The organism is Sphingobium aquiterrae (assembly GCF_037154135.1).
GTDB classification, from domain to species: domain Bacteria; phylum Pseudomonadota; class Alphaproteobacteria; order Sphingomonadales; family Sphingomonadaceae; genus Sphingobium; species Sphingobium aquiterrae.
The window spans coordinates 56,864-80,620 of sequence record NZ_JBANFL010000004.1 but is presented as its reverse complement, the minus strand read 5'-3'; the positions used below and the strand labels follow the sequence as shown (position 1 = coordinate 80,620).

The window sequence follows — 23,757 nt, the reverse complement described above, 5'->3', positions numbered from 1 at the left end:
CCCATCTTGCAATGACCGGAGCCCCCGCTCCCGCCACCCCTTTCGATAGGGCCAATCTGACCTGCGATGCTTATGATATGGTTAACGTATGGAAACCCTTGCCGGCAAAGCGGCAAAAAATTTCCGCATCGACCGGCAAACATGCCGCCGGCCGGTATCGAAGGGGTGGCCTTTGCCTTTCACCCCGTCTTTCCCCCTGCCCGGCCCGCACCGGATCGCGCGCAAAAATTCCAATGAATCCCGCGCATTATGCGCGCGCGCTCGTGAGGAAGAAAAAAATGCGGGTGGGCATAAAGGTTCCCGCCAGCGCGTCGTTATCCCCTTTCGAGGCCGCAAGCGCCGCTTGGCAGCGACCTGATCTTGAAGCGGAAAGGGAATATCCATGACTGTCATCAACACCAATGTCGCTGCCCTGCGCGCCAGCAATGCCAGCAACTCGGCCAATATGAGCCTGCAGACCGCGCTGGAGCGCCTGTCGACCGGCAAGCGCATCAACAGCGCCAAGGACGACGCCGCCGGCCTCGCCATCTCTTCGAAAATGACCGCCGAAATCCGCGGCCTGACCGCCGCCGCCCGCAACGCCAATGACGGCATCTCGCTGGCCCAGACGGCCGAAGGCGCGATGGGCGAAGTCGGCAACATCGTGCAGCGTATCCGCGAACTGGCGGTACAGGGCGCCAACGGCACGCTGACCCTGGCCGACCGCACCGGCATCCAGGCGGAAGTCACGCAGCTGACCGACCAGATCACCAGCATCGTCGGATCGACCAAGTTCAACGGCACCGCGCTGCTCGGCGGCGGCGCCACCGGCACGACCTTCACCATCCAGACCGGCAACACCGCCGCCGACACCGTGGACGTCACCGTTGCGGGCATGGCGCTTGCCGACCTTGGCCTTGGCGCGCTGAACTTCGCCGACGCGACCGGCGCCGGCGCATCGGGTGCCCTCGCCACGCTGGACACCGCGATCAACACGATCTCGTCGGCCCGTGCGACCCTGGGCGGTTCGCAGAGCCGCCTGGAAGCGACGGTTTCGAACCTGAACTCCACGATCACCAACATGACCGAAGCCCGCTCGCGCATCGAAGATGCCGACTTCTCGGCCGAAACCACCGCGCTCGCCAAGTCGCAGATCCTCTCGCAGGCCTCGACCGCGATGCTCGCCCAGGCGAACCAGAGCTCGCAGAGCGTGCTCAGCCTGATCCGCTAAAGCATTTTCCAGTCAGGTGGCATCACCTGACGGCTCGGAAAATGAGGCAGAGCAGCGGCACCAGATTGACCGGCTGAGGTATTGGTCCACCGACAGCCGTTCATAAGACCCCCGGCACATCAACAGTCCCCACCGTGCCGGGGGTCCTTCCTTTCGATCGAACGGCCAAGCGAAACCCTCGTCCCCCCGGGCGAGGGTTTCATCGCATTTGCACGGGCCCCGGACTTGGAAATATGTCGAAACATGCCCATGAAGGGGGTCATGTCGTCCTTTTCCCGCCGCGACCTGATCGCCGCATCCAGCGCCGCCGCGCTCTTCCCCTCAGCCCTGCGTGCGCAGACGCGCGGATCGGCGTTCAGCTGGGCCGGCCTGGTCGCGCAGGCGGAAAAACTGTCCCGGTCGCCCTATCGGAACGTGCCGTCCAGGCCGGGGGCGGAGAAGGTCAATTATGACGCGCTCCACAAGGCGGTGTTCAGGGACGAACGCATGCTGTGGGGCGACCTGCCCGGCGACACCGGCGTCCGCTTCTTTCCTGTGCATCAGTTCGCCAGCCAGCCGGTGACGATCAGCGTCGTCGAAGGCGGGCGGGCAAGCCCGGTCCGCTACGATCCCGCGATGTTCGACATGCCGGCAGATCATCCGCTGGCACGGATGGGGCCGGATGCGGGCTTTTCGGGCTTCCGCCTGATGAATGCCGCGCGCGACGGCGACTGGCTGGTCTTCATGGGGGCGAGCTATTTCCGGGCGGCGGGGGCGCAGAAGCAATATGGCCTTTCGGCCCGCGCCATCGCCATCAACACGTCGAAGCAGCCGGAGGAGTTTCCGCGCTTCACCAGCTTCTGGCTGGAGCGGACGGGGGACAATGCGCTGACCGTCTACGCCCTGCTGGACGGCCCCAGCATTGCCGGCGCCTATCGCTTCCGCAACCGCTTCGACAAGGCGGGCGTGCATCAGGATGTGGACGCCGCGCTCTTTCCCCGCCGGGAGATCCCCGAGCTGGGCCTGATGCCGATGACCAGCATGTTCTGGTTCGACGAGGCGCATCGCAGCATCGCCACCGACTGGCGGCCCGAAGTCCATGATTCCGACGGCATGGCGATGCGGTCCGGCGACGGCACCGCCCATTTCCGCCCGCTCGCCAACCCGAAGGCGCCGCGCGTCAGCGTCTTTGCCGAGCGCAATCCGGCCGGGTTCGGCCTGATCCAGCGAGACCGGAATTTCGATCATTATCAGGATGATGGCGTGTTCTACGAACGCCGCCCCTCGCTCTGGGCCACGCCTGCCAGGCCGCTGGGCGAGGGCACGGTGCGGCTCTACGAATTTCCCACCAACAGCGAATATGATGACAATGTGGCGGCCTATTGGGTGCCCGATGCGGCCGTGCGCCCCGGCAAGCGGATCGACGCATCCTACCGGCTCGACTGGACGTCCGCCGATGTCGAGGCGCCATCGCGCGTCGTCGCCGTTCGCAAGGGCAAGATCGAGGTTCCTCCGTCACAACCCGAGAGCAAGGCGGTTCGCCTTGTCGCGGATTTCGCGGGGTTGGACGCAAAGGACGGCATCGTCGCGTGGACGGATGTAAAGGGCGGAACGCTGGACAAGAAGGCGCTTTACCCGATCGTCGGCCAGGCGGGCATGTGGCGGCTCGTGCTGGATATCATGCCCGCGGGCGCTGGCCAGATCGACATTCTGGCCCAGTTGCGCGGCCCTGGCGATCGGCCCGCCAGCGAACTGCTGCATTATCCCTTCTACCCGTGAATGGACCTTTTCCACCCCTGAATTGGAAGTTTACGGGAACCTGTCCGACTGCTTCAGGTTATAGCAAGGCAGAATATTTCAAAATGTAGCAAGAAAATGGGTCATCGGCTTGGTCTGACCAAGCCGCTCAACGGTCGGGAACAACAGTGTGAACAAGGCGGACTTGGGCAACAAGGCAATGGCTGAGCAGCGTGCGGCCAGGCAAGCGCGCCTGTCGCCCTCGCAAACACCCCCCTTCGACAACCTGCCTCCGGATGCGCCGATTGCGATGCCCATCCAGGATTTCGCGCGCCAGCCGCTGATGGGGCGGATGCGTGCCGTGCAGCCGGTCGATTATCACATGGTCGCCCGGCGCATCCTGGTGGTCGCCATGTCCGCTGTGCCGGCCTGGATCGCGATGCGCGAAATGCAGCGGACCATCGGCATGGACGGGCTGTCCGGCTGGGAAGTCCTGTACCTGCTGCTGTTCATCCCGCTCTTCGCCTGGATCGCCTTCGGCTTTTCCACCGGCCTGCTGGGCTTCCTGGTGACGACGGTGCGCGAACAGAAGATCATGCGCCGGCTGGACGCGATGCCGGCGCAGCCGCCCAGGGGCCGCACCGCCATCCTGCTGCCGGTCTGCAACGAGGATTTCCTGGGCGTGCTCGGCCGCCTCTCGATCATGGAGCGGTCGCTGGCCAGGACGATGGGCGCGGATCGCTTCGATGTCTTCATCCTGAGCGATTCCAGCGCCGAAAACGGCGTGATGGAGGCCCAGACCTACAGCCAGATGCGCCGGTCGTTCACGCTGCCCGTCTATTATCGCCGCCGCGCCGAGAATATCGGCCGCAAGCCCGGCAATATCGCCGAATGGGTACGGCGTCAGGGCGGCGGCTATGACTATATGATCGTGCTGGATGCCGACAGCCTGATGAGCGGGCAGACGATGACGCGCCTTGCCGCCGACATGGAACGTCATCCGCATGTCGCGCTGATCCAGACCATCCCCTCCGTCGCCGGCGCGAGTACGCTGTTCGCGCGCTGGCAGCAATTTGCCGGGCGCCTCTACGGCCCGATCTCCGCCATCGGCATGATCTGGTGGTCGGGCTCCGAGGGCATGTTCTGGGGCCATAATGCGATCGTGCGGGTCAGCGCCTTTGCCGAAAGCTGCGGCCTGCCCGAATTGCCCGGCCGCGCGCCCTTTGGCGGCCACATCATGAGCCACGACATGATCGAGGCCGCGCTGCTGCGGCGCAGCGGCTGGTCGTGCCACATGGTGATGGCCGACGACAGTTTCGAGGAATTCCCCCCGTCCCTGCCCGACCTTGCGATCCGCGACCGCCGCTGGTGCCAGGGCAATATGCAGCATGTGCCGTTGCTGAAGAACATCGTCGGCCTGCATCCGGTCAGCCGGTTCCAGCTGCTCGTCGGCGCATCCGCCTATGCGACGTCGCCGCTGTGGCTGGCGATGATCCTGCTCATCATGGCCGGCGAGTTCGCGGGCGCATGGACCACGGTCGCCATGCTGCCTTCGGGATCGCTGCTGGCGCTGACCGCCGTGCTGCTGTTCGGCCCCAAGCTGATGGGCATCGCCTGGGCGCTGTGGGCGCCCGAGCGGCGCGAGGGCTTTGGCGGCACCATGTCGATCCTGCGCGGCGCGACGGCCGATATCATCCTGTCCATCCTGATGGCGCCGATCAGCATGTTGACGCAGACCATCAACCTGGCCGGCATCCTGGCCGGCAGGAAAAGCGCCTGGAACGGCCAGACCCGCGACCGCGACGGCATCGCGTTGCGCGACGCCTTCCGGCTGTTCAGGCCGCATGTCGTCCTGGGCGCGGCAATGGTGGTCGCGGCGATCGCCAGCGGCATTTCGATGATCTGGCTGTCGCCGATCTTCGTCGGCCTGCTGATGGCGCCGTTCGTCGCATCGCTGACGGCGCGCAAGGATCTGGGCCGGGTTGCCGCGGCGCATGGCGTCTTCGAGGTGCGCGATCCCTGGTGGCGCCAGGTGCGCGTGACGGAGCTTGCGCGTCCGGCGCCGATCCTGAGGGGGCGCGAACTGGCGATCCCGGCGCGGCCGCTGGCGCTTGCCGCCAATGACGGCTGGTGAAACCGGCGGTCAGTCCCAGTCGGCGAGCATCGTCCGCAGCTTGTCGAGCGCGGATTTCTTGATCTGGCAGACCCGCGCCGCGCCGATATCCAGCGTCTGGCCGATTTCCTCCAGATTGAGTTCCTCGACGAAATAGAGTTGCAGCACCAGCGCCTCGCGCTGCGGCAGCTTGCCGATGCAGGCGGCGACCGCCGACTTGAGCGATTCGCGCTCAAGGATATCGTCGGCGCGATCCTCGACATCGGCGAACCACATCGACTGGTCCGAATAGACTTCGTCCATGCTGCTGTGCTGCACCATCTCCGCGCTGTCGGCCAGTGCGCGATAATCCGCCGGCGCCAGCCCCATATGGGCGGACATTTCCGCTTCGGTGGGCATGCGCCCGAACTTCTGCTCCAGCACGCCGCGCGCCGCGGCAATCTGCTTGCGGCGCGCCATGCCGGACCGGCACAAGGTGGCGTGGCGGCGCAGATGGTCGATCATCGCGCCGCGAATGCGCATCTGGGCATAGCTGGAAAAGCCCAGCCCCCGGTCCTCGAATCCATTGGCGGCCTCGACCAGCGCGACCATGCCGATCTGCAGCAGGTCCTCGATGTCGATGGCGCTGGAGACGCGGCCATGGACATGCCAGGCGATCTTGCGCACCAGCGGCATGTAGCGCCGGGCGAGATGCTCGGGCGTTTCCCGCGCGCCGGTGCGCCCATAGGTCAGATTACCCTCTGTAACCTTGCTCATGTACATCTGGCGGTCCCTCAGGCGATCCGTTCACGTGCCGGCAGCGGGTCGTGCCGTGGTGCCGGGCGCTGTTCACCGCCTACCACCGCAATTACTTCCACAGGCTTACCGTCGGGAATTTCGAGGAAAGAAAGCACCGGCGTTTCAGGCAGATGGGGCTTGAACAGCCGCATCAGCGCGCGACGTGCCTGGGGCGAGGTGACGATGGCGAAATTGCGCGCCTGCCCCATGATCGGCCGGGCCGCTTCGGTGACGGCGGTGACGATACGGTTGCCCAGCGCCGGTTCGATCGGATGCTTGGCATCGCCCGCAAGGCGCATCGCCTGCGCCAGCATCGCTTCCAGATCGCCGTCCAGCGTGATGACCGGCAGCGGCATCTTCACCGGCACCAGCGCCTGGATGATGAGCGAGCCGATTCGCTGGCGCACCGCCTCGACCAGTTGCTCCTGGCTCATGTCGGGCCGCCAGGCGTCGATCATCGCCTCGCAGATGCGGCGGAAATCCTTGAGCGCGATGCCTTCGGACAGCAGCGCGCGGCACAGCGCGGACACCTGGGCCAGGCTGAACGGATTGGGGGTGAGCCCGTCCACCAGCTGCGGCGCGCTGTCCTTCAGCGCATCCAGCAGCTTGCGCGATTCGTCGAGGCCGAACATCTCGCTCGCGTTCATCATGATGAGGTGGTTGAGGTGGGTGGCGACCACGGTGGCCGGATCGACCACGGTATAGCCCGCGACCACCGCCTCGCTGCGCTTCGATGGCGTGATCCACACCGCGTCGAGGCCGAAGGTCGGGTCCTTCGCCTTGCGCCCGGCGACTTCGCCTTCCAGCGCGCCGCTGTCGAGCGCGAGCAGGTCTTCGGGCCAGATCTCGTCCTCGCCCATGACGACGCCGGCGATGGTGATGCGATAGGCATTGGGTTCCAGCGCCAGATTGTCCTTCACCCGCACCATCGGCACGACGAAGCCCAGTTCGCGCGACAGCTGGCGGCGGATGCCGGTGATGCGCGCCATCAGCGGCGCGCCCTTGCGCTCGTCCACCATGGAAATGAGGCCATAGCCGATCTCCAGGCCCAGCACGGCGCCGTCCGACACATCGCCCCATTCGATATTGGCGGGGTTGGGCGCGGGCGCCACTGCGGGCGGGGTGGATGCGATCTTCTGCGCGGCCTTGCGCAGGCGCCAGGCGATGAAGCCGGCCAGCGCGGCGGCGGGCAGGATCGCCAGATGCGGCATGCCAGGGAGCACGCCCAGGATGGTGAGGATGGCGGCCACCGGCACCCAGGCCCTGCCCGAGCCGAACTGCCCGGCGATCTGGCCGGAAAGATCCTTGTCCGAAGCGACGCGGGTGACGATGGAGGCCGCCGCGATGGAAAGCAGCAGCGCGGGCACCTGCGCCACCAGCGCGTCGCCGATGGCGAGCAGGATATAGGTGCGTGCCGCCTCCGCCATGGTCAGGCCGTGGCTGGCGACGCCCAGGATGATGCCGCCGACGATGTTGATGACGAGGATGAGCACGCCGGCCACCGCATCGCCCTTCACGAACTTGCTGGCACCGTCCATCGAGCCGTAGAAATCGGCCTCGGTCGCCACTTCGGCGCGGCGGGCCTTGGCTTCCTCGGGCGTCAGCAGGCCGGCATTCAAGTCGGCGTCGATCGCCATCTGCTTGCCGGGCAAGGCGTCCAGGGTGAAACGGGCGGAGACTTCCGACACGCGGCCCGCGCCCTTGGTGATGACGACCATGTTGATGATCATCAGGATCGCGAAGACGAAGATGCCGACGACATAGTCGCCGCCGATCAGGAAGTGGCCGAAGGATTCGATCACCTTGCCGGCAGCGTCCGCGCCTTCATGCCCCTGCACCAGCACGACGCGGGTCGAGGCGACGTTGAGCGCCAGACGCAGCAGGGTTGCGAACAGCAGCACCGTGGGGAAGCTGGAAAAATCGAGCGGCTTGGCCGCGTTCAGCGCCACCATCAGCACCGCAAGGCTGATCATGATGTTGGTGACGAAGCCGATGTCCAGCATGACGGCGGGCACCGGCACCACCATGAACATGACGAGCGCGAGGATCGCCATGGGCAGGATCGCGCCCTTGGCCGCGTTCATCCACAGCTTACCGTTGACCTGGCTGCGTGTCATTATGATCCCTTATCGTCCGAAGGTGGCGAGCATGAGGTAGGCGAGCCGCGCCGTTTCCGGCTGCGGCGCGACGGTCGAGATATCGGCCTGCTGCGCGAGGCGCTGGGTCTCGACGCGGACATAGTCAGCGGGCTGCACGGTCCTGCTGCCTTCGGGCAGAGACCAGTCGGACGGCACCGGCACATTGGCGACGCCCATCGCGCTCTGCGCGCCCTTTTCCAGCTTGGCGGCGAAGCCGTCGCGGATTTGCGCGAAGCTGCGGGCATTGCCCTGCCGGTCGTAGAAGATGGAGCGATTGGCGCGCGCGGCGGCGGGGAACATCGACGCCGCCGTCGCATCGGGCGCGCGATCCGCCATGGAAAGGAATTTGGACGCGCCACCGACGCCGAGGAAATGGGCCATATACAGGTCCGCCGGCTCGGCTTCGCGGCCAAGGCGCTGTTCCAGATAGGCCTTGTTGTCGGCAGCATGCTCGGCGGCCATCACCGATGCGGTCTCGGGATGCTTGCGCAGGTCCAGGATCTGCTGGCGAAGATCGGGGTCGGACACATAATAGCGGCCGTTGCTGCCCTGGCTGATCGCATTGGCGGCCCAGCCCAGCCCATATTCCTCGCCATGCTGGTTCACGACCGCGAGCCAGCTCTGGTCGACGAACTGATAGAGGCCGGTGGCGGAGGAGGTCACGGCGCGCGCCGTCGGGTTCAGGCTGCTTTCGATCTTCGCCTGACCCAGCAGATAGGAAAAGTCGACGCCCGTGCGACGGCTCGCCATGGCAATCGCGTTGGTCACGCGATTGCCGGCTGAAACTGCCGTTGCTCCGATGTCGGCATAGGCTGACATGCTCAATCCCCAAATGGTACTGGCATGATTTACGCAAGAGTCGTGCCAGAATGGGACCGGCGAAATCAGGGAGAATAGAGAGCGCGCATTCACGCTTCCGTTCGCCCCCGGATCAGGTCCGGGGCAGGCCCTGCGCGTGTCGAAGGGGCGCTCTTTTCTTCAAGAAAGGACGAGGCTTCGACATGCTCAGCCCGAACGGTTCAGCTGGGCACGGAGCTTCGGTCGCGGGCGGCCATGCCTGCCCGCAGCCGCTATTTCAGCGGCCGTAGGTCAGCGGCGCGGTGCTGGCGCCCCGATCGGCGAGCATCGCCATGCTCTGGCGGGCCTGATCGGAGAGCACATTCGCCCGGATGCGGGCGCTGTCGATCTGCGGCAGCAGCGCCTTGAGACGCGCGCGCAGTTCGGGATCGGCACGCCAGGCGCCGATGGCGCCGGCATGGCTGGTCGCGGCGTGCACATGTTGGCCGGCGGCGTCGATTGCCGCCGGGTCCCTGCCGTCCAGCGCATGGCGCAACCCGTCAAGGGCGGCAGCGATGGCGTCGATGGCGGGCTGGCTCATGGAATGGCTCAGCCGCGCGCCGGCAGGTCGAGCGCGATCATGCGGTCCGCGATCTGCGCGGGGTTGACCGGATAATTGCCCGAGGCGATCGCGGCCTTGATCGCCGCCACCCGGTCCAGATCGACGGGCGCGCCCTGCGCCGCCATGCGGGCCGCGGGGCTGGCGACCGTTTCGGACGCATCGGCGGAAACGGGCGAGGAGACCACGGCGGTCGCACGGGTCTTGCCGCCCTCGCGGAGCTTCGACGCCTCGATGGCGGAGCTGATCGCTTGTCCGACTGAGTTGATCATCACAAAATCCTTCCGTGTCCCGCGATTATATACGGACGGGTTCAGAAATCCTTAAACGAAGAAATGCGCACAACGCCGATTTCCACCACCTGAGCGATGACCGGTGGCGATTTCTTGTCTTCGCGCACGCGGATCATGTCACCCGGCGCGCCGTCTTCATCGGCAACCATCTGGCGCGAAACGCTGAAATTCGCGCCGCCCGCGACCAGTTCGACCGGATCGCCACGCCGCACGACCATTTCTTTCTGCGCGGCGGGCGCCTGACGCATGGCGGCCATGCGGGCCTGCGCCGGCCGCTGCGCAACGGCAGCCGCCGCCGCGCCGCCGGGCACCAGGGGCACGCGAATCCGCCACCCCAGCGCATCGCATTTGACGATGGCAGCACCGAAGACCGGGCCGTCGACATTGGGCACCTGCGGACAGGCGGCGAGCTTCAGGCGCCGGTCGACAGCAGCCACGGGCCCGCCCGGCTGGCCCATATTGGCGCCGACCGTCATGGCCACCAGACTGTCGATCCGGTCCAGATTCTCGAACTTCTGCTGTGCCAGCGCGGGGCCGGCGGCGAAGCTCGACATGGCCAGAAAGGCCAGGAAAATCAGGGTACGCACTGCTTGTCTCCACTGCGATGCGCGATGCTGTTCGCGCCATCCGCAGGGATATTACGCAATTTGCGTGCCAGATGCGGCCCTCCGCGGGTGTCAGCGCTTTACCGAGGCGATGCGGATCACCTGGCCCTTGATGGCCTTGCCGCCCTCATCCGTCAGCGCGCCCTGTGCCTGATCGAGCCCGCGAATGCGCAGCCGCCCCTCGGCGATGCCCGCCGTGCGGAAGGCGCGCGCCACGACGCCCAGCCGGGCCGCCGCCAGATCCCAGGAATCGAACCGGGCCGTCGCGCCATCCTGCCCGAAAGAGGCGATTTCCACGATGCCGCCCGATCTGGAGAACCCGGCCGCGACGGCGGCGATCCGGGCTTGGCCGGCGGGCGTCAGCATCGCTTCATGGGGGACGAACAGGCTGGACGCGGCAAAATTGCGGCTGCCGGCAAAGGGCCGCGCGCCAAATTGCGCGCCGACGCCGGAGATGATCTGGCTGCTGCGGCTGCCGCTGGCCTGCAGCAGCACGAAAAAGCCGAGCAGAAGCAACGCCAGATCGGCAAAACTCGTCGCCCAGCGGGCGCGGCGCTGCATGGTCATGCGACCTCGCGGATGGATGCGCGGCGCACCGGCGCATTTTCACGGCGGGACACGGCGATCATCCGGTCGATCAATGCGCGCTGCCAGGCCAGTTCGCGCTGCGACAGGTCGGCCAGCCGCGCGGCGATCGGCGCGGCGAGGACATTGGCGATCAGCAGGCCGTAGAGCGTGGTGAGCAGCGCCAGCGCCATCGCCGGGCCGATCCGCGCGGGATCGTCCATCGCCGCGAACATGCGGACAAGGCCGATGACGGTGCCCGCCATGCCCAGCGCCGGCGCGGTGTCGGCGATGCTGTTCCACAGATTGGCGGCGGCGGCGTGGCGCTGTTCGCGGTCGGAAAGCTCCTGTTCCGCCCAGATTTCGAACTGTTCCACCCGCTCGCAGGCCGAAAGCCGGGCGATGGCGCGGGCAAGGAAGGGATTGGACGCCTTCACCCGGTCCGTGCAGGCAAGGCCGCGCAGCTGGGCAAGATGATCCACCTGCCGCATCGCGGCGCGGGCGGACTGGCGGTCGCGCTGGGGATCGGCGGTGAACAGGGGTTTCATGGCGGCGATGCCGCCCTTGAGCGCGCCCAGGCCGTTCTGCAGCGTGGCAATGGCGAATGCCGCCCCGATCATCAGTGCCAATGTCAGGGGATCGAACAGATTTGCCAGCAATCCCGTCATTGCGAACCCCCTCGCGCCTGTGATGCGCATGCTGCATGCCGGCAACCGGCAAAAATCTGCCGCAGGCCGGCAAAACCCTGCCGCCCCGGCGCTCCGCAGGGTTCAAGCCCGCGGAATTGCGTGCCTTCCCACCATGACCGAACGGCATGAAGGCAATTGGCACGGTCCTTGCGACTATCTGGCTGGATCACCTGTCCGCACGGCCCGCAATGGCAAGAACGGCAGGCGAGACAGGATATTTAGGGACGAACCGAAAAAAGATGGCGTTGGAAGATTCACTGTTTGGCGTGCATGGAAAGGCACTGGCGCTGCGTTCGCAGCGGCTGAGCCTGCTCGCGTCCAACATCGCGAATGCCGCCACGCCCGGCTACAAGGCCCGCGACATCGATTTCGAGTCCGCGCTCAAGGAAGCCACGGACAAGGGCAGCAGCACGGACGCCGCGGTGAAGGACCAGATGGGATACCGCATCCCGCTGCAGCCCAGCCTGGACGGCAATACCGTCGAGCTTTCCACCGAACAGACCCTGTTTGCCGAGAATGCGGTGAAATACCGCACCACCCTGTCTTTCCTCGAAGGCCGGATCAACACGATCTCGCGCGCGCTGAAGGGAGAATGAGCATGGCCGACGGTCCCATGAACATCTTCGACATTTCGGGCCGGGCGATGTCCGCCCAGCTGGTGCGGCTGAACGCCACCGCATCCAACATGGCGAATGCCGGCAATGTGACGGGCAGCGAGAAGGACGCCTATCGCGCCATCCGCCCGGTGTTCCGCTCCGTCACCGAAAAGCCCGGCGTCTCCACCGTGAAGGTCGAGAATATCGTCGCGACCGACGCCAAGCCGGTGAAGCGCCACGACCCCAACCACCCGCTTGCCGACACCAATGGCGATGTGTGGGAAGCGGCGGTCGATAGCAGCGCGGAGCTGGTCGACATGGTCGAGACCGCCCGCCTCTACCAGAACAACGTGCAGGTGCTGAACACCGCCAAATCCCTGATGATGGAAACCATAAGGATCGGCAAATGACCGTCACCGCTACCACCGACAGCGCCGGCCTTTCGCTCTACGGGGCGAATGCGACCGTCGGCACCGGCAAGGCCGACATGGGGCAGACCGACTTTCTGCGGCTGCTCACCACGCAGATGCAGACGCAGGACCCGTTCGAGCCGATGGACGGATCGCAGATGGTCACGCAGATGGCGACCATCACCAATTCGACCGGCATCGCCGAGATGAACCAGACGCTGAGCGACATCAAGACGCAGCTTGGCGGCAACCGGATCGGCGACGCGGCCAGCTGGATCGGCAAGTCGATGCTGGTCGAAAGCAATATCGCCGCGCCCAACAGCAACGGCGCCTATGCCGGCGTGGTCGCGCTTTCGGACGCCAGCGACAATGTGTCCGTCGACCTGGTCGACGGTACGGGCAATGTCGTCAAGACCATCGACCTTGGCGCCCAGGCAAAGGGCTCCGCCAATTTCTACTGGGATGGCAAGGATGCCGACGGCAACGTCATCGGCAACCAGCCCCTGACCGTGAAGGTCAACGGCGCCGCCACCGACGGCATCGCCACATGGGCCACCGTCGCCGCCGTGCAATCCCCGGCCGACAGCAGCCAGTCGCTGCTGATCACGCCGATCGGCAGCTTCGCCGCCACCGATGCCATCCGCCTGAGTTAAAACCTTTTTCCAAGGAGCAAAGCCATGTCCTTCTACATCTCGCTTTCGGGCCTCAAGGGCGCCCAGTCGGACCTCTCCACGATTTCGAACAATGTCGCCAACGTCAATTCGACGGCATTCAAGAAGAGCAAGGCCGCCTTTGGCGACATCTTCTCCGCCGCGCCGATGCAGACGACGACGCAGGTGTCCGGCCAGGGCACGCGCCTGATCGGCATCTTCCAGCAATATACGCAGGGCACGATCGAAACGACGGACAAGACGCTGGACCTCGCCATCACCGGCGAAGGCTTCTTCACCGTCCGCAACCCGAGCGTCAGCGGCCAGGTCAGCTACACCCGCAACGGCGCGTTCAGCATCACCGAGGACCGTCATGTCGTGGATACGACCGGCGCGCGCGTGCAGGTGCTGCCGGTCGATGCCAGCGGCACCATCACCGGCAACACGGCGGCCGACCTCGCCGACCTGTCGATCCCGCTCACCAAGCCGAGCGATCCGACGGTGCAGCTTTCCAGCGTCTCCGTTTCCGAAACCGGCCTGATCGCCGCCACCTATGCCGACGGCACCACCGAACCCCTGGGCAATGTCGCCATGGCGACCTTCCCCAGCCAGGACGGCCTGCGCCAGAAGGGCGACGCCCACTGGCAGTCGACGGTGGAGAGCGGCAACGCCGTCTTCGGCGCGGCCAACCAGGGCACTTTCGGATCGATCCGCTCGGGCGCGCTGGAGCGCTCGAACGTCGACATCACCGAAGAGCTGGTGGCGCTGATCAGCGCGCAGCGCAACTTCCAGGCCAATGCCAAGGCGATCGAGACCGCGAGCAACATCACGCAGTCCATCGTCAACATGCGCACCTGATGCCTTCGGCTGACACGCATCTGGCTGACAAAAGGGACTAGGGTCATGGACCGGCTGGTTACAACCGCACTGACCGCGATGCGGGGCGCCATGGGGCGGCAGGCGACGATTGCCAACAATCTCGCCAATGCCAACACCATCGGTTTCCGTCAGGAAATCGCCAACGCCACGTCGCAATATATCGACGGACAGACCTTCAAGAGCCGCGTCCAGCAGGCCGAGCAGGTGATCTCCGCCGATATGAACAAGGGCGCGGTGACGCAGACCGGCAACCCGCTGGACGTGGCGATGAACGGCGACGCGATGCTCGCCGTCCAGGCCGATGACGGCAGCGAGGCCTATACGCGGCGCGGCGACCTGAAGCTTAACGACAGCGGCCTGCTGACGACGGGCGACGGGCTGCCGGTGCTGGGCGAAGGCGGGCCGATCACCCTGCCCCCCTATGACAGCCTGAACATCGCGCAGGACGGCAGCATCTGGATCGTCCCGCAGGGTGGAGACCCTGCCCAGCCGCAGCGGATCGACGCGCTGAAGCTGGTGAACCCGACCGGATCGACCATCGCCAAGGGGCTGGACGGCCTGTTCCGCGAGGTCAATGGCGGCGTCGCCGCGCAAGACCCGCTCGCCACCGTCACCGGCGGCGCGCTGGAAGGATCGAACGTCAACGCCACCCAGTCGCTGGTGCAGATGATCGAGGCCAGCCGGGCGTGGGAAACGCAGATCAAGATGATCAACACCGCCAAGGACCTGGACGATGGCGGGGCCAGCCTGATGCGGCTGGACAACTGAAATTCAAGGGGACTGAACCATGAGCAACGCCGCCCTCCACGTCGCCCGCACGGGGCTCGACGCCCAGAACACCAAGATGCGCGTGATCGCCAACAATCTGGCGAACGTGAACACCACCGCCTTCAAGAAGGACCGCGCCGATTTCGAGACGCTGGCCTATCAGCATATCGTGCAGGCGGGATCGCAGGCCGACAGCGAGAACAAGTTCGCGCTGGGCCTGTCGCTGGGCTCGGGCGTGTCGCTGCAGGGCACCAGCAAGCTGGATACCCAGGGCACGTTGCAGGAAACCGGCAACAATCTGGACCTCGCCATCGAGGGCGCCGGCTTCTTCCAGCTGCAGCGGCCCGATGGCACCATCGGCTATACCCGCGCGGGCAATTTCAGCCTGACCGCCGAGGGCACGATCGTCAGCGCCGACGGCCTGCCGCTGATCCCGCAGATCACCGTGCCCGAAGGCGCGAGCCAGGTCAGCATCGGCAATGACGGCACCGTCACCGCCGTGCAGCCGGGCCAGACCGAGCCGACCCAGCTCGGCCAGGTCGAGCTGGCACGCTTCGCCAATGCCTCCGGCCTGGAATCGGTGGGCAACAACCTGCTGATCGAGACCGCCGCATCGGGCACGCCGCAGACCGGCGTCGCCGGCCTTGAGGGGCGCGGCACCATCCGCGCCGGATCGCTCGAAGGATCGAACGTCAACGTCGTGGAAGAGCTGGTCGACATGATCGAGACCCAGCGCGCCTATGAGGTCAACAGCAAGATGATCAAGGCCACCGACGAGATGCTCCAGTACGTCAACCAACAGCTCTGAGCTTTCCGGGGAATTTAGACCGCCATGACCAATTCCGCTCCCTTCGCCCCCATCGCCGCCGGCGCCCTCGTCATGCTCGCGCTGGTGGGCACCGGCGCCGACGCGCAGGCGAAGTCGCGCAAGAAGGAACTGGCCGAACAAGCCTTCGCGCCGACCTATGCCACGCCGCAGGTCCAGCCGGCGCCGGCCAATGGCGCGATCTTCCAGGCGGCAAGCGGCTATGCCGCGCTGACCAGCGGCGCGCGCGCGGCGATGGTGGGCGACGTCATCACCATCACCCTGGTTGAAAAGACCCAGGCATCGAAGAGCAACAGCGCCGACACCAGCCGCGACGGATCGCTGGGGCTGACGCCGCCGACCTCCGGCCCGCTCTCGCTCTTCAAGCCTTCGGATGTCTCCATGGGCGGCACCAACAGCTTCACCGGCAAGGGCGCCGCGACCCAGTCGAACGCGCTGTCGGGCGAAGTCACCGTGACCATCGCCCAGGTCTTTCCCAACGGCAATCTGCTGGTGAAGGGGCAAAAGGCGCTGACGCTCAACCGCGGCGACGAATTCATCCAGATTTCCGGCATCGTGCGCCAGGCGGACATCAGCGCGGACAACCGCGTGCTCTCCACCCGCGTCGCCGATGCCAAGATCACCTATACCGGCAAGGGGGAGATCGCCCGCGCCAGCCGCCAGGGCTGGCTGCAGCGCTTCTTCACCATGCTCAGCCCCTTCTGACGGGATATCCCAAGATGACCGCGCCCTTCCGCCCCGCCCGCGCCTATAACCGCATCCTTGCCATGATGGCCGTGCTGCTGGGCGCGATGTTCGTCATCCTCGCGCAGCCGGCCCATGCCGAGCGGATCAAGGATCTGGGCACGTTCCAGGGCGTGCGCCCCAACCAGCTGACCGGCTACGGCATCGTCGTGGGCCTGGCGGGCACGGGCGACGACAGCCTGGATTATGCGACGCAGGGCATGAAGGGCGTGGTCTCCCGCTTCGGCCTGACTTTGCCGCAGGGCGTGAACCCGGCGCTGAAGAATGCGGCGGCCGTGCTCGTCACCTCGGACCTGCCCGCCTTCGCCAAGCCCGGCCAGAGGCTGGACCTCACCGTCTCGGCGCTGGGCAAGGCCAAGTCGCTGCGCGGCGGCACGCTGATCATGACGCCGATGCGCGGCGCCGATGGCGAAATCTATGCGATGGCGCAGGGCAATCTGGCGGTCGGCGGCCTGGGCGTTTCGGGTGCCGACGGCAGCCAGCTGTCCGTCAACGTCCCCTCGGTCGGCCGCATTCCGGGCGGCGCCACGGTCGAGCGCGCGGTCGCCACCGGCTTCGACACCGCGCCCACGCTGACCTTCAACCTGGCCGAGGCGGACCTGACCACCGCGCTGCGTGTCGCCGACGGGATCAACCACAGCTTCGGCGATCGCCGCGCCCGCGCGATGGACGCCGTCTCCGTCACCATCGACGCCCAGCCGGGTGCCGAGGAACGCATCCTGATGATGGGCCTGATCGAGAATATCGAGGTGAAGCCCGCCGACGCCCCGGCCAAGGTCATCGTCAACGCCCGCTCCGGCACGGTCGTCATCAACGGCGCGGTGCAGATCCATCCGGCCGCGATCGCGCATGGCAAGCTGACCGTCAGCGTCAAGGAACAGCCCCGCGTCGTCCAGCCCGCGCCCTTCTCCCAGGGGCAGACCGCTGTCGAGCAATCGAGCAGCATCCAGGTGGATGAGGAGAAGAAGCCGATGATAAACTTTAAAGGTGGCGCCTCGCTTGCCGATATAGTGAAGGCGATCAACGCCATCGGTGCCTCGCCCGCGGACATGGTCGCCATTCTCGAAGCGCTGAAACAGGCGGGCGCGATGAAGGCGGAACTGGTGGTGTTATGATGCAGATAGCCAATATATCCTCCGCCGCCACGGCCGCGACCGCAACGGCATCCGGTGGGGGCAAGCGCGCCATCGACCCGGCCCTTGCCAAGGTGGCGACGCAGTTCGAGGCGATCTTCATGCGGCAGATGATCGGCGCGATGCGGTCGGCGAGCCTTGGCGAAGGGCTGACCGATTCCAGCGCGACCGACCAGTTCCGCGACATGGCGGACGCGCGCACGGCGGACAGCATGGCCGCGACCGGCACCTTCGGCATCGCCGAGCTGCTGATGAACCAGTTTTCAGGCCGCGTGCCGGCAAGCCCGGCAACCGATGCGGGCGCGGCGGCAGCCCCCGCCACGAACATCCCCCCGGTCCCTGAGGCATGAGCGACCTCTTCATCATCGGTGCCTCGGGCACCAAGGCCTATCGCACGGCGATGGCCGCCATTTCCGAGAATATCGCCAATGCGAGCACCGACGGCTATACGCGCCGCTCGGTGACGACGCGGGAATCCGGCTCGTCCTCCGCGACGATGGTCTTCTACCAGAATCGCGAGATGTTCGGCGGCACCTATGTCTCCAGCGTCAACCGCGCGGTCGACCCCTATCTGGACGCGACAGTGCGGATGACCAGCCAGTCGCTGTCCAGCTCCACGTCGCGCCTGCGGTGGATGACCGATGTGCAGACCGCCCTCAACGACGGCAGCACCGGCATCGGGCAGCGGCTCTCGACCATGTTCGGCACCATGGAAAAGCTGGCCGCCAGCCCCAATGACACGTCGCTGCGCACCACCACCCTGTCGAGCATCGAACAGGTCGCCGAAGCGTTCCGCGCCACCGCCGCCGACCTTAAGGACAGTTCCGCCGGCATCGCGACCGAGGCGCAGGCCAGCGTCGACAAGGTGAACAGCGCGCTGGACGAACTGGCCAGGGTCAACAACAGCCTGCTGCGCGCCCAGCCGGGCTCCTCCTCCTATGCCCAGCTGCTCGACAGCCGGGATGCCGCGGTCAAGACGGTGACGGACGCGCTGGACGTGAGCGTCACGTTCAGCGGCAACGACCAGACGAGCATCAGCTTCGGCGGCACCACGCTGCTGGCCAATACCACCGCCACCCCGCTGACGCTCACCGTCAACGGCGACGGCACGCTGGCGCTGGGCACCGCGGCCGGGGCGCTGGCGACGCCGGGCAACGGCACGCTGGGCGGCCTGTTCACCAGCGCCGGCGTGGCGGCGCAGCAGCGTACCGCGCTCGATACGCTCGCGGCGCAGTTCGTGACCGACATGAACGCCTGGCATGCGCAGGGGCTGACGACACCGACAACCGCCGACCCGGCCGGCCATGCGGGCATTCCGCTGCTCTCCATCGGGACCGGCGCGGACAGCATCGCCATGCTGGTGACGGACACGGCCGAACTCGCCACGCGCTCCAGCGACGGCACGCTCAACGGCAATCTGCTCAATGCCACGACCGCATTGCGCGGCACCGGCAGCGTCGAACAGGGCTGGACCGCCCTGGTCGCCGGCCATGCCACACTGACGGCATCCACCAGCGCGGAACAGACGGCGGCGCAGACCCGCAACGACCAGGCCGTGACCGCGCGCGAGAATGTGAGCGGCGTCGACCTCGACATGGAGGCGGCCGACCTGCTGCGCATCCAGCAGGCCTATTCGGGCTGCGCCAAGATTCTTCAGGCCGCGCGGGACACCGTCGACGCCATTTTGCAGATCATGTGAGCGAGGGGAGCTGAACCATGGTAGGGATTACCGCCAAGCTGGTTGCCGCCGAAATCCGCCGGCAACGCGACCTTTCGCTCAGCATCGCCGACGATCAGACGAAGATTTCGACCGGCATCGCGCTCACCACGCCATCGCAGGACCCGCTGGCCTGGGTGCAGGTGTCCGACATCGGCCGGGCGCAGGCGCAGCAGAGCGCCTGGGCAACCAATGTGTCCTACGGCCAGTCCCGCGCGGCCAAGGCCGAATCGAACCTGGGGCAAATCTACACGCTGTTCACGCGCGCGCAGGAGCTGATGGTGTCGTCCTCCACCGCCGTGCTGGACGACAGCGGCCGCACCGCCATCGTGGAGGAGCTGAAGAATCTGCGCCTCACCATGGCCGACCTGCTGAACGAGAAGGATTATCAGGGCACGCCCGTTTTCGACGACGGGGCGAGCACGCTGGTGCCCGTGAGCCGCGGGCTCAACCTGCCGGTCGTAGGCACGCGCCAGAGCATTTCCGAAGGCATCAATGTCGGCGGCACGACGCTGTCGCTGGACGATATGGTCGGCAACGCCATCAGCGCGATCCAGAGCGGCGACAGCGCCGCCATGTCCACCGCATTGACGCAGGTTCGCGGCGGGCTGGACCATATCATCGTGCAGCAATCGGTGCAGGGCGTGCGGGGCGACCGGCTGGACACCGCCGGCGAGCGGCTGACCGAGGTCGACCTGAACCTCACCGAGCGGCGCTCGTCGCTCGAATCGACCGACCTCACCACCACGCTGGCGACCGTGAAGGCCAAGCTGCTTTCGCTCGAGGCGGCCCAGTCCGCCTATGCGCGGATCAACCAGCAGACGCTGTTCGACCTGATCAACTGATCCGCCGATCGGGTATGATGGAAAGGCAGTTCCTGCCATCGAAAGGTCGTCACCCTGAACCTGATTCAGCATGACGACCTTGATGTGACAGGATAAAACCGCCGCTTTTCATCCAAATCCGGCACAAAAGCATTTTAGCCTAAACCCCGCGCTAACCAATCCGTTTGTAAGAGGGAATGACTGCCACCGGCCTTCCGTGCCGGCCGGCTTTTCGCGGGGAACAGCATGTTTGCAATCATCGGTCTCGTCGTCCTGCTCGGCATGGTGTTCGGTGGGTTCATTTTCACCGGCGGCGACATCGAACCCGTGCTGCATGCCTTGCCGCACGAAATGATCATCATCGGCGGCGCCGCCGTCGGCGCGCTGATCATCGGCAATTCGGGCGCCGACCTGAAGGCGCTGGGCGGCGGCCTGGGCAAGGTGTTCAAGGGCCCCAAATACAAGAAGCAGGATTTTCTCGACTGCATCTTCCTGGTCAGCAAGCTGATGAAGGCCCTGCGCGTCGAAGGCCCGGTGGCGCTGGAACCGCATATCGAGGACCCGAACAGCTCGGCCATCTTCGCCGAATATCCCAAGCTGCTGAAGGACAAGACGCTCGTCCACCTCATCTGCGACACGCTGCGGCTGGTCGTCGTGTCGTCCGGCACGCTCGATCCCCATGCGGTGGAAGAGGTGATGGACAACGGCCTCAAGACCCACCACCACGAAGCATTGAAGCCGGCCGACAACCTCCAGGGCCTGGCCGACGCGTTGCCGGCGCTGGGCATCGTCGCCGCCGTGCTGGGCGTGGTGAAGACCATGGGGTCGATCGACCAGCCACCCGCCATATTGGGCGGCATGATCGGCTCCGCGCTGGTCGGCACCTTCCTGGGCGTGCTGCTCGCCTATGGCATGGTCAATCCCTTCGCCAATCGCTGCCGCGCGGTGATCGAGGCGGATGGCGCGATCTACCATGTCGTCAAGCAGATCATCATCGCATCGCTCCACGGCCATCCGCAGCCGCTGGTGATCGAAGCCGCGCGCTCCAGCCTGATCCACGCGAACCAGCCCGGCTTTGCCGAGGTGTTCGACGGCATGCGGGGCAAATAAGCGATGGCGGGGGAAAAAAAGCGCGGCGCCAACGAGCCCGAACCACGGCCGATCATCGTCAAGAAGATCATCGCCGAGGGGCATGGCGGCCATCATGGCGGCGCCTGGAAGGTCGCCTATGCCGATTTCGTGACGGCGATGATGGCCTTCTTCCTGCTGATGTGGCTGCTGGGCGCAACCACCGAGAAGCAGCGCAAGGGGCTGGCGGACTATTTCACGCCCACGCTCACCACGATGAAGGAAGGCTCCGCCGGGTCGAACGGCATGTTCGGCGGCGACAGCCTGATCGCGAAGGAAAATTATCCGACCACCGGCGGCCAGGGCAACCAGGCGATCACCATCCCGCGCGACGCGACCGGCACGAAGGAACAGGGCGGGCGCAATGTGAAGGCCATCGACCGCGCGAAATTCGAGCAGATCAAGAAGGCGATCGAGCAGCGCATGGCCGCCGACAAGGGGCTGCGCAAGCTGATGAAGAATATCCGCTTCATCGAAACCCGCGAGGGGCTGCGCATCGACGTGATCGACCAGTCGGACTTCTCGATGTTCGCACTCGCGACCGACCGGCTGCTGCCGCAAGCACGCCAGCTGATCGGCGAGGTGGCGAAGGTGCTGCAGACCATGCCCAACGACATCATCGTGCGCGGCCATACCGACGGCCTGCCCTATGCGGCGGGACGGACGATGAACAACTGGATGCTTTCATCGGCTCGCGCCGAGGCGACGCGCAAGGCGCTGAGCGACTTCGGCATCGGCGGCAACCGCTTCGCCCGGATCGAGGGCGTGGCCGATCGCGACCCCTTCGTGCCCGGCGACGCCTATGACCCGCGCAACCGGCGCATGTCCATCGTCCTTGCCTGGAGCCAGAATGGCGCGCGCGACGGGCAGGATGGCGACACACCCGAGGATGCCGCCGGGATCGCCGCCGCCGCGCGTGAACGCGACTCCGCCGAAACCCATGCGCGCGAGCTGGACATGGGCCACACCGCCCTGCCCGCCGGTGCCGTCTTCTACGGCGCGCAGCCCGGCGGCGAGGCCAAGGGCAAGAGCAAGGGGCCGCCCAAGCCGGGGCATTGACGTTCGGCCCATATGGGCCTGCGAAGCGCGCTGTCCTGCGCTCGGGTGCTCCACCTGAACGGGATGGCTCCTACAGCCCCGGCACCACCCGCCAGAGGCTGCACAACAGCGCGACCAGGATGGCCGGGGTGAAGGCGATCAGCATGGTCCCGCGCCCCGGCCGGGCGCCATGGCCAAGGTCGCTGGCCGCGATGAGCAGCGCGATGGCAGTGCCCACGATGGTCCAGAGGTGATAGCGCATCTCCGCCGCCACGCTCATCCACAGATAGCCAAAGCCATAGAACAGGACCGACAGCGTCAGCGGCACCAGCACGCCGCGCGAAGGCAGGGATCGCGCGATCGCCAGCACGCCCAGCGCCGCCGCCAGCCATAATATCGGCCAGCCCAGCGGCGTGTGCGCCATGGCCAGCGCCGCGCTGTCGATCATGGCGCGCGCGCCGTTGGGCGGCACCCGATAGCCCCAGGGGTTGGGCGCGGACTGGTCCTGCACCGGGCGTTCCACCTCATCGTGGATCAGGAAGCGGCTGTTGATGTTGAAATGGTGCAGCCGGTGCTCGGCATAGGCGAGCGGATGGGTGAGGATCGCCCCCAGCCAGGCCATGAAGGGGCTCCGGTGATGCGCCTTGAACGTCTGGCGGACCAGTTCGAAACCGATCGGGCATGGCTGGTCGACCCACCAGCTATAGCTGTCCCACTTCACCGGCGTGTAGCAATGATGGTTGACCGCGACGGGATTGCGCACCGGCAGGGTCGGGAAGACATCGACGCCGCTATATTCGGTGATGCCGCCCATGTCGAAGATCATCTGCGACAGGGCGACGTCGGTCGGCTCGGCACCGATCAGGCGGTTCGCCACGGGCAGGCAGGCGACAAGCAGCAGCCCCGCCCCGCCGATCGCCAGCACCCGGCGCGGCCAGCCTGCGACCCAGCCCGCCGGCATCAGCGCGACCAGCAGCGGCAGCCCGGCCAGAAAGGCGTTGAAGCGCAACATCGCCGCAAAGCAGACCAGCCCCGCCGCCGCCAGCCGCAGCGCACGATCCCGCCCCGGCCGCGCCAGCGCGACGGCCGCCGTCGCCCACAGGAGCGCGCCCGTCATCAGGCAATCCTTCAGGATCGTGCCCATGATCGCCAGCGGGATGGGCAGCAACCCGGCCAGCAGCAGCGCGCAGGCGAGTGTCCGCCGCCGCTGCCTCCACGCCCAGCCGGCAATCAGCGCAAAGCCGCTCCAGTAGAGCAGCAGCTGCAACAGCAGCATCGGCGCCGGGCCGGACATGAGGACATGCAGCTGCCGCCAGATCCACCCCATCACGGGGGGATGCCAGTCATCGAAGGCGCCGCTCAGCGCCTGATCATATTGGCGCACCGAATCATAGGTCATGATGCCCGGCCAATAGGCGAGGCCATGGAGCGCGAGCGCGGCGACCACCACGGCACACAGGGCGATGCGCGCCCGCAACGAAATGGTGATCGACATATCTCTCATGCGCTTCATGGCCCCGGCGCATCGCTCATACACGGTTTT

Annotated in this window: 26 protein-coding genes; 17 read left to right on the top strand and 9 right to left on the bottom strand. The window is 66.3% G+C overall.

The genetic code is table 11. The features are described 5' to 3' along the window. Positions 1–88: 88 nt before the first annotated feature. From WFP78_RS05610 to mdoH, 4 genes are all read left to right on the top strand, one after another. A complete protein-coding gene (locus WFP78_RS05610; protein ID WP_336959577.1) occupies positions 89–358 on the top strand; it encodes a hypothetical protein in 270 nt (89 codons plus the stop codon). Between the two features lie 24 nt (positions 359–382). Further along, positions 383–1,210, top strand: coding sequence for a flagellin N-terminal helical domain-containing protein (locus WFP78_RS05605; protein ID WP_336959575.1), 828 nt, complete (start codon positions 383–385; stop codon positions 1,208–1,210). A gap of 261 nt (positions 1,211–1,471) precedes the next feature. Continuing rightward, positions 1,472–2,968 carry an OpgD/OpgG family glucan biosynthesis protein gene (locus WFP78_RS05600; RefSeq protein ID WP_336959573.1) on the top strand — a complete coding sequence of 499 codons (1,497 nt, stop codon included), beginning with the start codon at positions 1,472–1,474 and terminating at the stop codon, positions 2,966–2,968. 178 nt (positions 2,969–3,146) lie between these two features. After that, complete coding sequence (mdoH, locus tag WFP78_RS05595) at positions 3,147–5,060, top strand: glucans biosynthesis glucosyltransferase MdoH (RefSeq protein ID WP_336959946.1); 1,914 nt, start codon at positions 3,147–3,149, stop codon at positions 5,058–5,060. Positions 5,061–5,069: 9 nt separating this feature from the next. Here mdoH and WFP78_RS05590 read toward each other — a convergent pair whose 3' ends face one another. The 8 genes from WFP78_RS05590 to WFP78_RS05555 form a co-directional block, all read right to left on the bottom strand. Further along, positions 5,070–5,801, bottom strand: a complete 732-nt coding sequence (locus WFP78_RS05590) for a sigma-70 family RNA polymerase sigma factor (protein ID WP_336959571.1) — start codon at positions 5,799–5,801, stop codon at positions 5,070–5,072. Positions 5,802–5,812: 11 nt separating this feature from the next. Then, entirely contained in the window at positions 5,813–7,933 is a 2,121-nt protein-coding gene (gene flhA / locus WFP78_RS05585; RefSeq protein ID WP_336959569.1) for a flagellar biosynthesis protein FlhA, read from the bottom strand. 9 nt (positions 7,934–7,942) lie between these two features. Beyond that, positions 7,943–8,773 (bottom strand): lytic transglycosylase domain-containing protein, encoded by an 831-nt coding sequence (locus WFP78_RS05580; protein WP_336959568.1) that lies wholly within the window; start codon positions 8,771–8,773, stop codon positions 7,943–7,945. 256 nt (positions 8,774–9,029) lie between these two features. Continuing rightward, positions 9,030–9,332, bottom strand: coding sequence for a hypothetical protein (locus WFP78_RS05575; RefSeq protein WP_336959565.1), 303 nt, complete (start codon positions 9,330–9,332; stop codon positions 9,030–9,032). An 8-nt stretch (positions 9,333–9,340) separates the two neighbouring features. Continuing rightward, complete coding sequence (flgM, locus tag WFP78_RS05570; RefSeq protein ID WP_336959563.1) at positions 9,341–9,622, bottom strand: flagellar biosynthesis anti-sigma factor FlgM; 282 nt, start codon at positions 9,620–9,622, stop codon at positions 9,341–9,343. A 41-nt stretch (positions 9,623–9,663) separates the two neighbouring features. After that, a complete protein-coding gene (locus WFP78_RS05565; RefSeq protein WP_336959944.1) occupies positions 9,664–10,197 on the bottom strand; it encodes a flagella basal body P-ring formation protein FlgA in 534 nt (177 codons plus the stop codon). A gap of 123 nt (positions 10,198–10,320) precedes the next feature. Further along, positions 10,321–10,815 carry a flagellar motor protein MotB gene (locus WFP78_RS05560; protein WP_336959561.1) on the bottom strand — a complete coding sequence of 165 codons (495 nt, stop codon included), beginning with the start codon at positions 10,813–10,815 and terminating at the stop codon, positions 10,321–10,323. Next, positions 10,812–11,480 (bottom strand): motility protein A, encoded by a 669-nt coding sequence (locus tag WFP78_RS05555; RefSeq protein WP_336959559.1) that lies wholly within the window; start codon positions 11,478–11,480, stop codon positions 10,812–10,814. Before WFP78_RS05555 ends, WFP78_RS05560 begins: the two co-directional genes overlap by 4 nt. A 260-nt stretch (positions 11,481–11,740) precedes the next feature. Between WFP78_RS05555 and flgB the strand changes: the two genes are divergently transcribed. From flgB to WFP78_RS05490, 13 genes are all read left to right on the top strand, one after another. Next, the gene (gene flgB, locus WFP78_RS05550) at positions 11,741–12,097 is read left to right on the top strand and encodes a flagellar basal body rod protein FlgB (RefSeq protein ID WP_336959942.1); all 357 of its coding nucleotides are present in this window, start codon (positions 11,741–11,743) and stop codon (positions 12,095–12,097) included. Further along, positions 12,094–12,507, top strand: coding sequence for a flagellar basal body rod protein FlgC (gene flgC / locus WFP78_RS05545; protein WP_336959557.1), 414 nt, complete (start codon positions 12,094–12,096; stop codon positions 12,505–12,507). The genes flgB and flgC overlap by 4 nt, the downstream gene beginning before the upstream one ends. Then, on the top strand, positions 12,504–13,160 hold the full coding sequence (locus WFP78_RS05540) for a flagellar hook assembly protein FlgD (protein ID WP_336959555.1): 657 nt from the start codon (positions 12,504–12,506) through the stop codon (positions 13,158–13,160). The genes flgC and WFP78_RS05540 overlap by 4 nt, the downstream gene beginning before the upstream one ends. 24 nt (positions 13,161–13,184) lie before the next feature. After that, on the top strand, positions 13,185–14,015 hold the full coding sequence (locus WFP78_RS05535) for a flagellar hook-basal body complex protein (protein ID WP_336959553.1): 831 nt from the start codon (positions 13,185–13,187) through the stop codon (positions 14,013–14,015). A gap of 45 nt (positions 14,016–14,060) precedes the next feature. Continuing rightward, positions 14,061–14,804 carry a flagellar basal body rod protein FlgF gene (locus WFP78_RS05530; protein WP_336959551.1) on the top strand — a complete coding sequence of 248 codons (744 nt, stop codon included), beginning with the start codon at positions 14,061–14,063 and terminating at the stop codon, positions 14,802–14,804. A gap of 19 nt (positions 14,805–14,823) precedes the next feature. Further along, positions 14,824–15,612 (top strand): flagellar basal-body rod protein FlgG, encoded by a 789-nt coding sequence (gene flgG, locus WFP78_RS05525; RefSeq protein WP_336959549.1) that lies wholly within the window; start codon positions 14,824–14,826, stop codon positions 15,610–15,612. 24 nt (positions 15,613–15,636) lie between these two features. Further along, the gene (locus WFP78_RS05520) at positions 15,637–16,335 is read left to right on the top strand and encodes a flagellar basal body L-ring protein FlgH (protein ID WP_336959548.1); all 699 of its coding nucleotides are present in this window, start codon (positions 15,637–15,639) and stop codon (positions 16,333–16,335) included. A 62-nt stretch (positions 16,336–16,397) separates the two neighbouring features. Continuing rightward, positions 16,398–17,489: a flagellar basal body P-ring protein FlgI gene (locus WFP78_RS05515; RefSeq protein WP_336959940.1), complete on the top strand. Its 1,092-nt coding sequence runs from the start codon at positions 16,398–16,400 to the stop codon at positions 17,487–17,489. Next, on the top strand, positions 17,489–17,857 hold the full coding sequence (locus tag WFP78_RS05510) for a rod-binding protein (RefSeq protein WP_336959546.1): 369 nt from the start codon (positions 17,489–17,491) through the stop codon (positions 17,855–17,857). Before WFP78_RS05515 ends, WFP78_RS05510 begins: the two co-directional genes overlap by 1 nt. After that, positions 17,854–19,206 carry a flagellar hook-associated protein FlgK gene (flgK, locus tag WFP78_RS05505; RefSeq protein ID WP_336959544.1) on the top strand — a complete coding sequence of 451 codons (1,353 nt, stop codon included), beginning with the start codon at positions 17,854–17,856 and terminating at the stop codon, positions 19,204–19,206. The genes WFP78_RS05510 and flgK overlap by 4 nt, the downstream gene beginning before the upstream one ends. A gap of 17 nt (positions 19,207–19,223) precedes the next feature. After that, on the top strand, positions 19,224–20,069 hold the full coding sequence (locus tag WFP78_RS05500) for a flagellin (RefSeq protein ID WP_336959542.1): 846 nt from the start codon (positions 19,224–19,226) through the stop codon (positions 20,067–20,069). Between the two features lie 225 nt (positions 20,070–20,294). Further along, positions 20,295–21,158 (top strand): flagellar motor stator protein MotA, encoded by an 864-nt coding sequence (gene motA, locus WFP78_RS05495; protein ID WP_336959540.1) that lies wholly within the window; start codon positions 20,295–20,297, stop codon positions 21,156–21,158. Between the two features lie 3 nt (positions 21,159–21,161). After that, on the top strand, positions 21,162–22,235 hold the full coding sequence (locus tag WFP78_RS05490; RefSeq protein ID WP_336959538.1) for a flagellar motor protein MotB: 1,074 nt from the start codon (positions 21,162–21,164) through the stop codon (positions 22,233–22,235). Positions 22,236–22,305: 70 nt separating this feature from the next. Here the strand turns inward: WFP78_RS05490 and WFP78_RS05485 are convergent, their stop codons facing one another. After that, the gene (locus WFP78_RS05485) at positions 22,306–23,709 is read right to left on the bottom strand and encodes a hypothetical protein (protein ID WP_336959536.1); all 1,404 of its coding nucleotides are present in this window, start codon (positions 23,707–23,709) and stop codon (positions 22,306–22,308) included. Between the last annotated feature and the right edge of the window lie 48 nt (positions 23,710–23,757).

Bases quoted from the DNA above. Each gene is read 5' to 3' on its own strand.
- flgB (WP_336959942.1), top strand. From the start codon at position 11,741: ATGGCGTTGGAAGATTCACTGTTTGGCGTGCATGGAAAGGCACTGGCG.
- WFP78_RS05515 (WP_336959940.1), top strand. From the start codon at position 16,398: ATGATGGCCGTGCTGCTGGGCGCGATGTTCGTCATCCTCGCGCAGCCG.
- WFP78_RS05500 (WP_336959542.1), top strand. From the start codon at position 19,224: ATGGTAGGGATTACCGCCAAGCTGGTTGCCGCCGAAATCCGCCGGCAA.
- WFP78_RS05555 (WP_336959559.1), bottom strand. From the start codon at position 11,480: ATGACGGGATTGCTGGCAAATCTGTTCGATCCCCTGACATTGGCACTG.
- WFP78_RS05605 (WP_336959575.1), top strand. From the start codon at position 383: ATGACTGTCATCAACACCAATGTCGCTGCCCTGCGCGCCAGCAATGCC.
- WFP78_RS05575 (WP_336959565.1), bottom strand. From the start codon at position 9,332: ATGAGCCAGCCCGCCATCGACGCCATCGCTGCCGCCCTTGACGGGTTG.
- WFP78_RS05610 (WP_336959577.1), top strand. From the start codon at position 89: ATGGAAACCCTTGCCGGCAAAGCGGCAAAAAATTTCCGCATCGACCGG.
- WFP78_RS05560 (WP_336959561.1), bottom strand. From the start codon at position 10,815: ATGACCATGCAGCGCCGCGCCCGCTGGGCGACGAGTTTTGCCGATCTG.
- flgM (WP_336959563.1), bottom strand. From the start codon at position 9,622: ATGATCAACTCAGTCGGACAAGCGATCAGCTCCGCCATCGAGGCGTCG.
- WFP78_RS05530 (WP_336959551.1), top strand. From the start codon at position 14,061: ATGGACCGGCTGGTTACAACCGCACTGACCGCGATGCGGGGCGCCATG.
- mdoH (WP_336959946.1), top strand. From the start codon at position 3,147: ATGGCTGAGCAGCGTGCGGCCAGGCAAGCGCGCCTGTCGCCCTCGCAA.
- WFP78_RS05565 (WP_336959944.1), bottom strand. From the start codon at position 10,197: ATGTCGAGCTTCGCCGCCGGCCCCGCGCTGGCACAGCAGAAGTTCGAG.
- WFP78_RS05485 (WP_336959536.1), bottom strand. From the start codon at position 23,709: ATGTCGATCACCATTTCGTTGCGGGCGCGCATCGCCCTGTGTGCCGTG.
- flgK (WP_336959544.1), top strand. From the start codon at position 17,854: ATGAGCGACCTCTTCATCATCGGTGCCTCGGGCACCAAGGCCTATCGC.
- WFP78_RS05535 (WP_336959553.1), top strand. From the start codon at position 13,185: ATGTCCTTCTACATCTCGCTTTCGGGCCTCAAGGGCGCCCAGTCGGAC.
- WFP78_RS05600 (WP_336959573.1), top strand. From the start codon at position 1,472: ATGTCGTCCTTTTCCCGCCGCGACCTGATCGCCGCATCCAGCGCCGCC.
- flgC (WP_336959557.1), top strand. From the start codon at position 12,094: ATGAGCATGGCCGACGGTCCCATGAACATCTTCGACATTTCGGGCCGG.
- WFP78_RS05490 (WP_336959538.1), top strand. From the start codon at position 21,162: ATGGCGGGGGAAAAAAAGCGCGGCGCCAACGAGCCCGAACCACGGCCG.
- WFP78_RS05510 (WP_336959546.1), top strand. From the start codon at position 17,489: ATGCAGATAGCCAATATATCCTCCGCCGCCACGGCCGCGACCGCAACG.
- WFP78_RS05590 (WP_336959571.1), bottom strand. From the start codon at position 5,801: ATGTACATGAGCAAGGTTACAGAGGGTAATCTGACCTATGGGCGCACC.
- flhA (WP_336959569.1), bottom strand. From the start codon at position 7,933: ATGACACGCAGCCAGGTCAACGGTAAGCTGTGGATGAACGCGGCCAAG.
- WFP78_RS05540 (WP_336959555.1), top strand. From the start codon at position 12,504: ATGACCGTCACCGCTACCACCGACAGCGCCGGCCTTTCGCTCTACGGG.
- WFP78_RS05520 (WP_336959548.1), top strand. From the start codon at position 15,637: ATGACCAATTCCGCTCCCTTCGCCCCCATCGCCGCCGGCGCCCTCGTC.
- WFP78_RS05580 (WP_336959568.1), bottom strand. From the start codon at position 8,773: ATGTCAGCCTATGCCGACATCGGAGCAACGGCAGTTTCAGCCGGCAAT.
- motA (WP_336959540.1), top strand. From the start codon at position 20,295: ATGTTTGCAATCATCGGTCTCGTCGTCCTGCTCGGCATGGTGTTCGGT.
- flgG (WP_336959549.1), top strand. From the start codon at position 14,824: ATGAGCAACGCCGCCCTCCACGTCGCCCGCACGGGGCTCGACGCCCAG.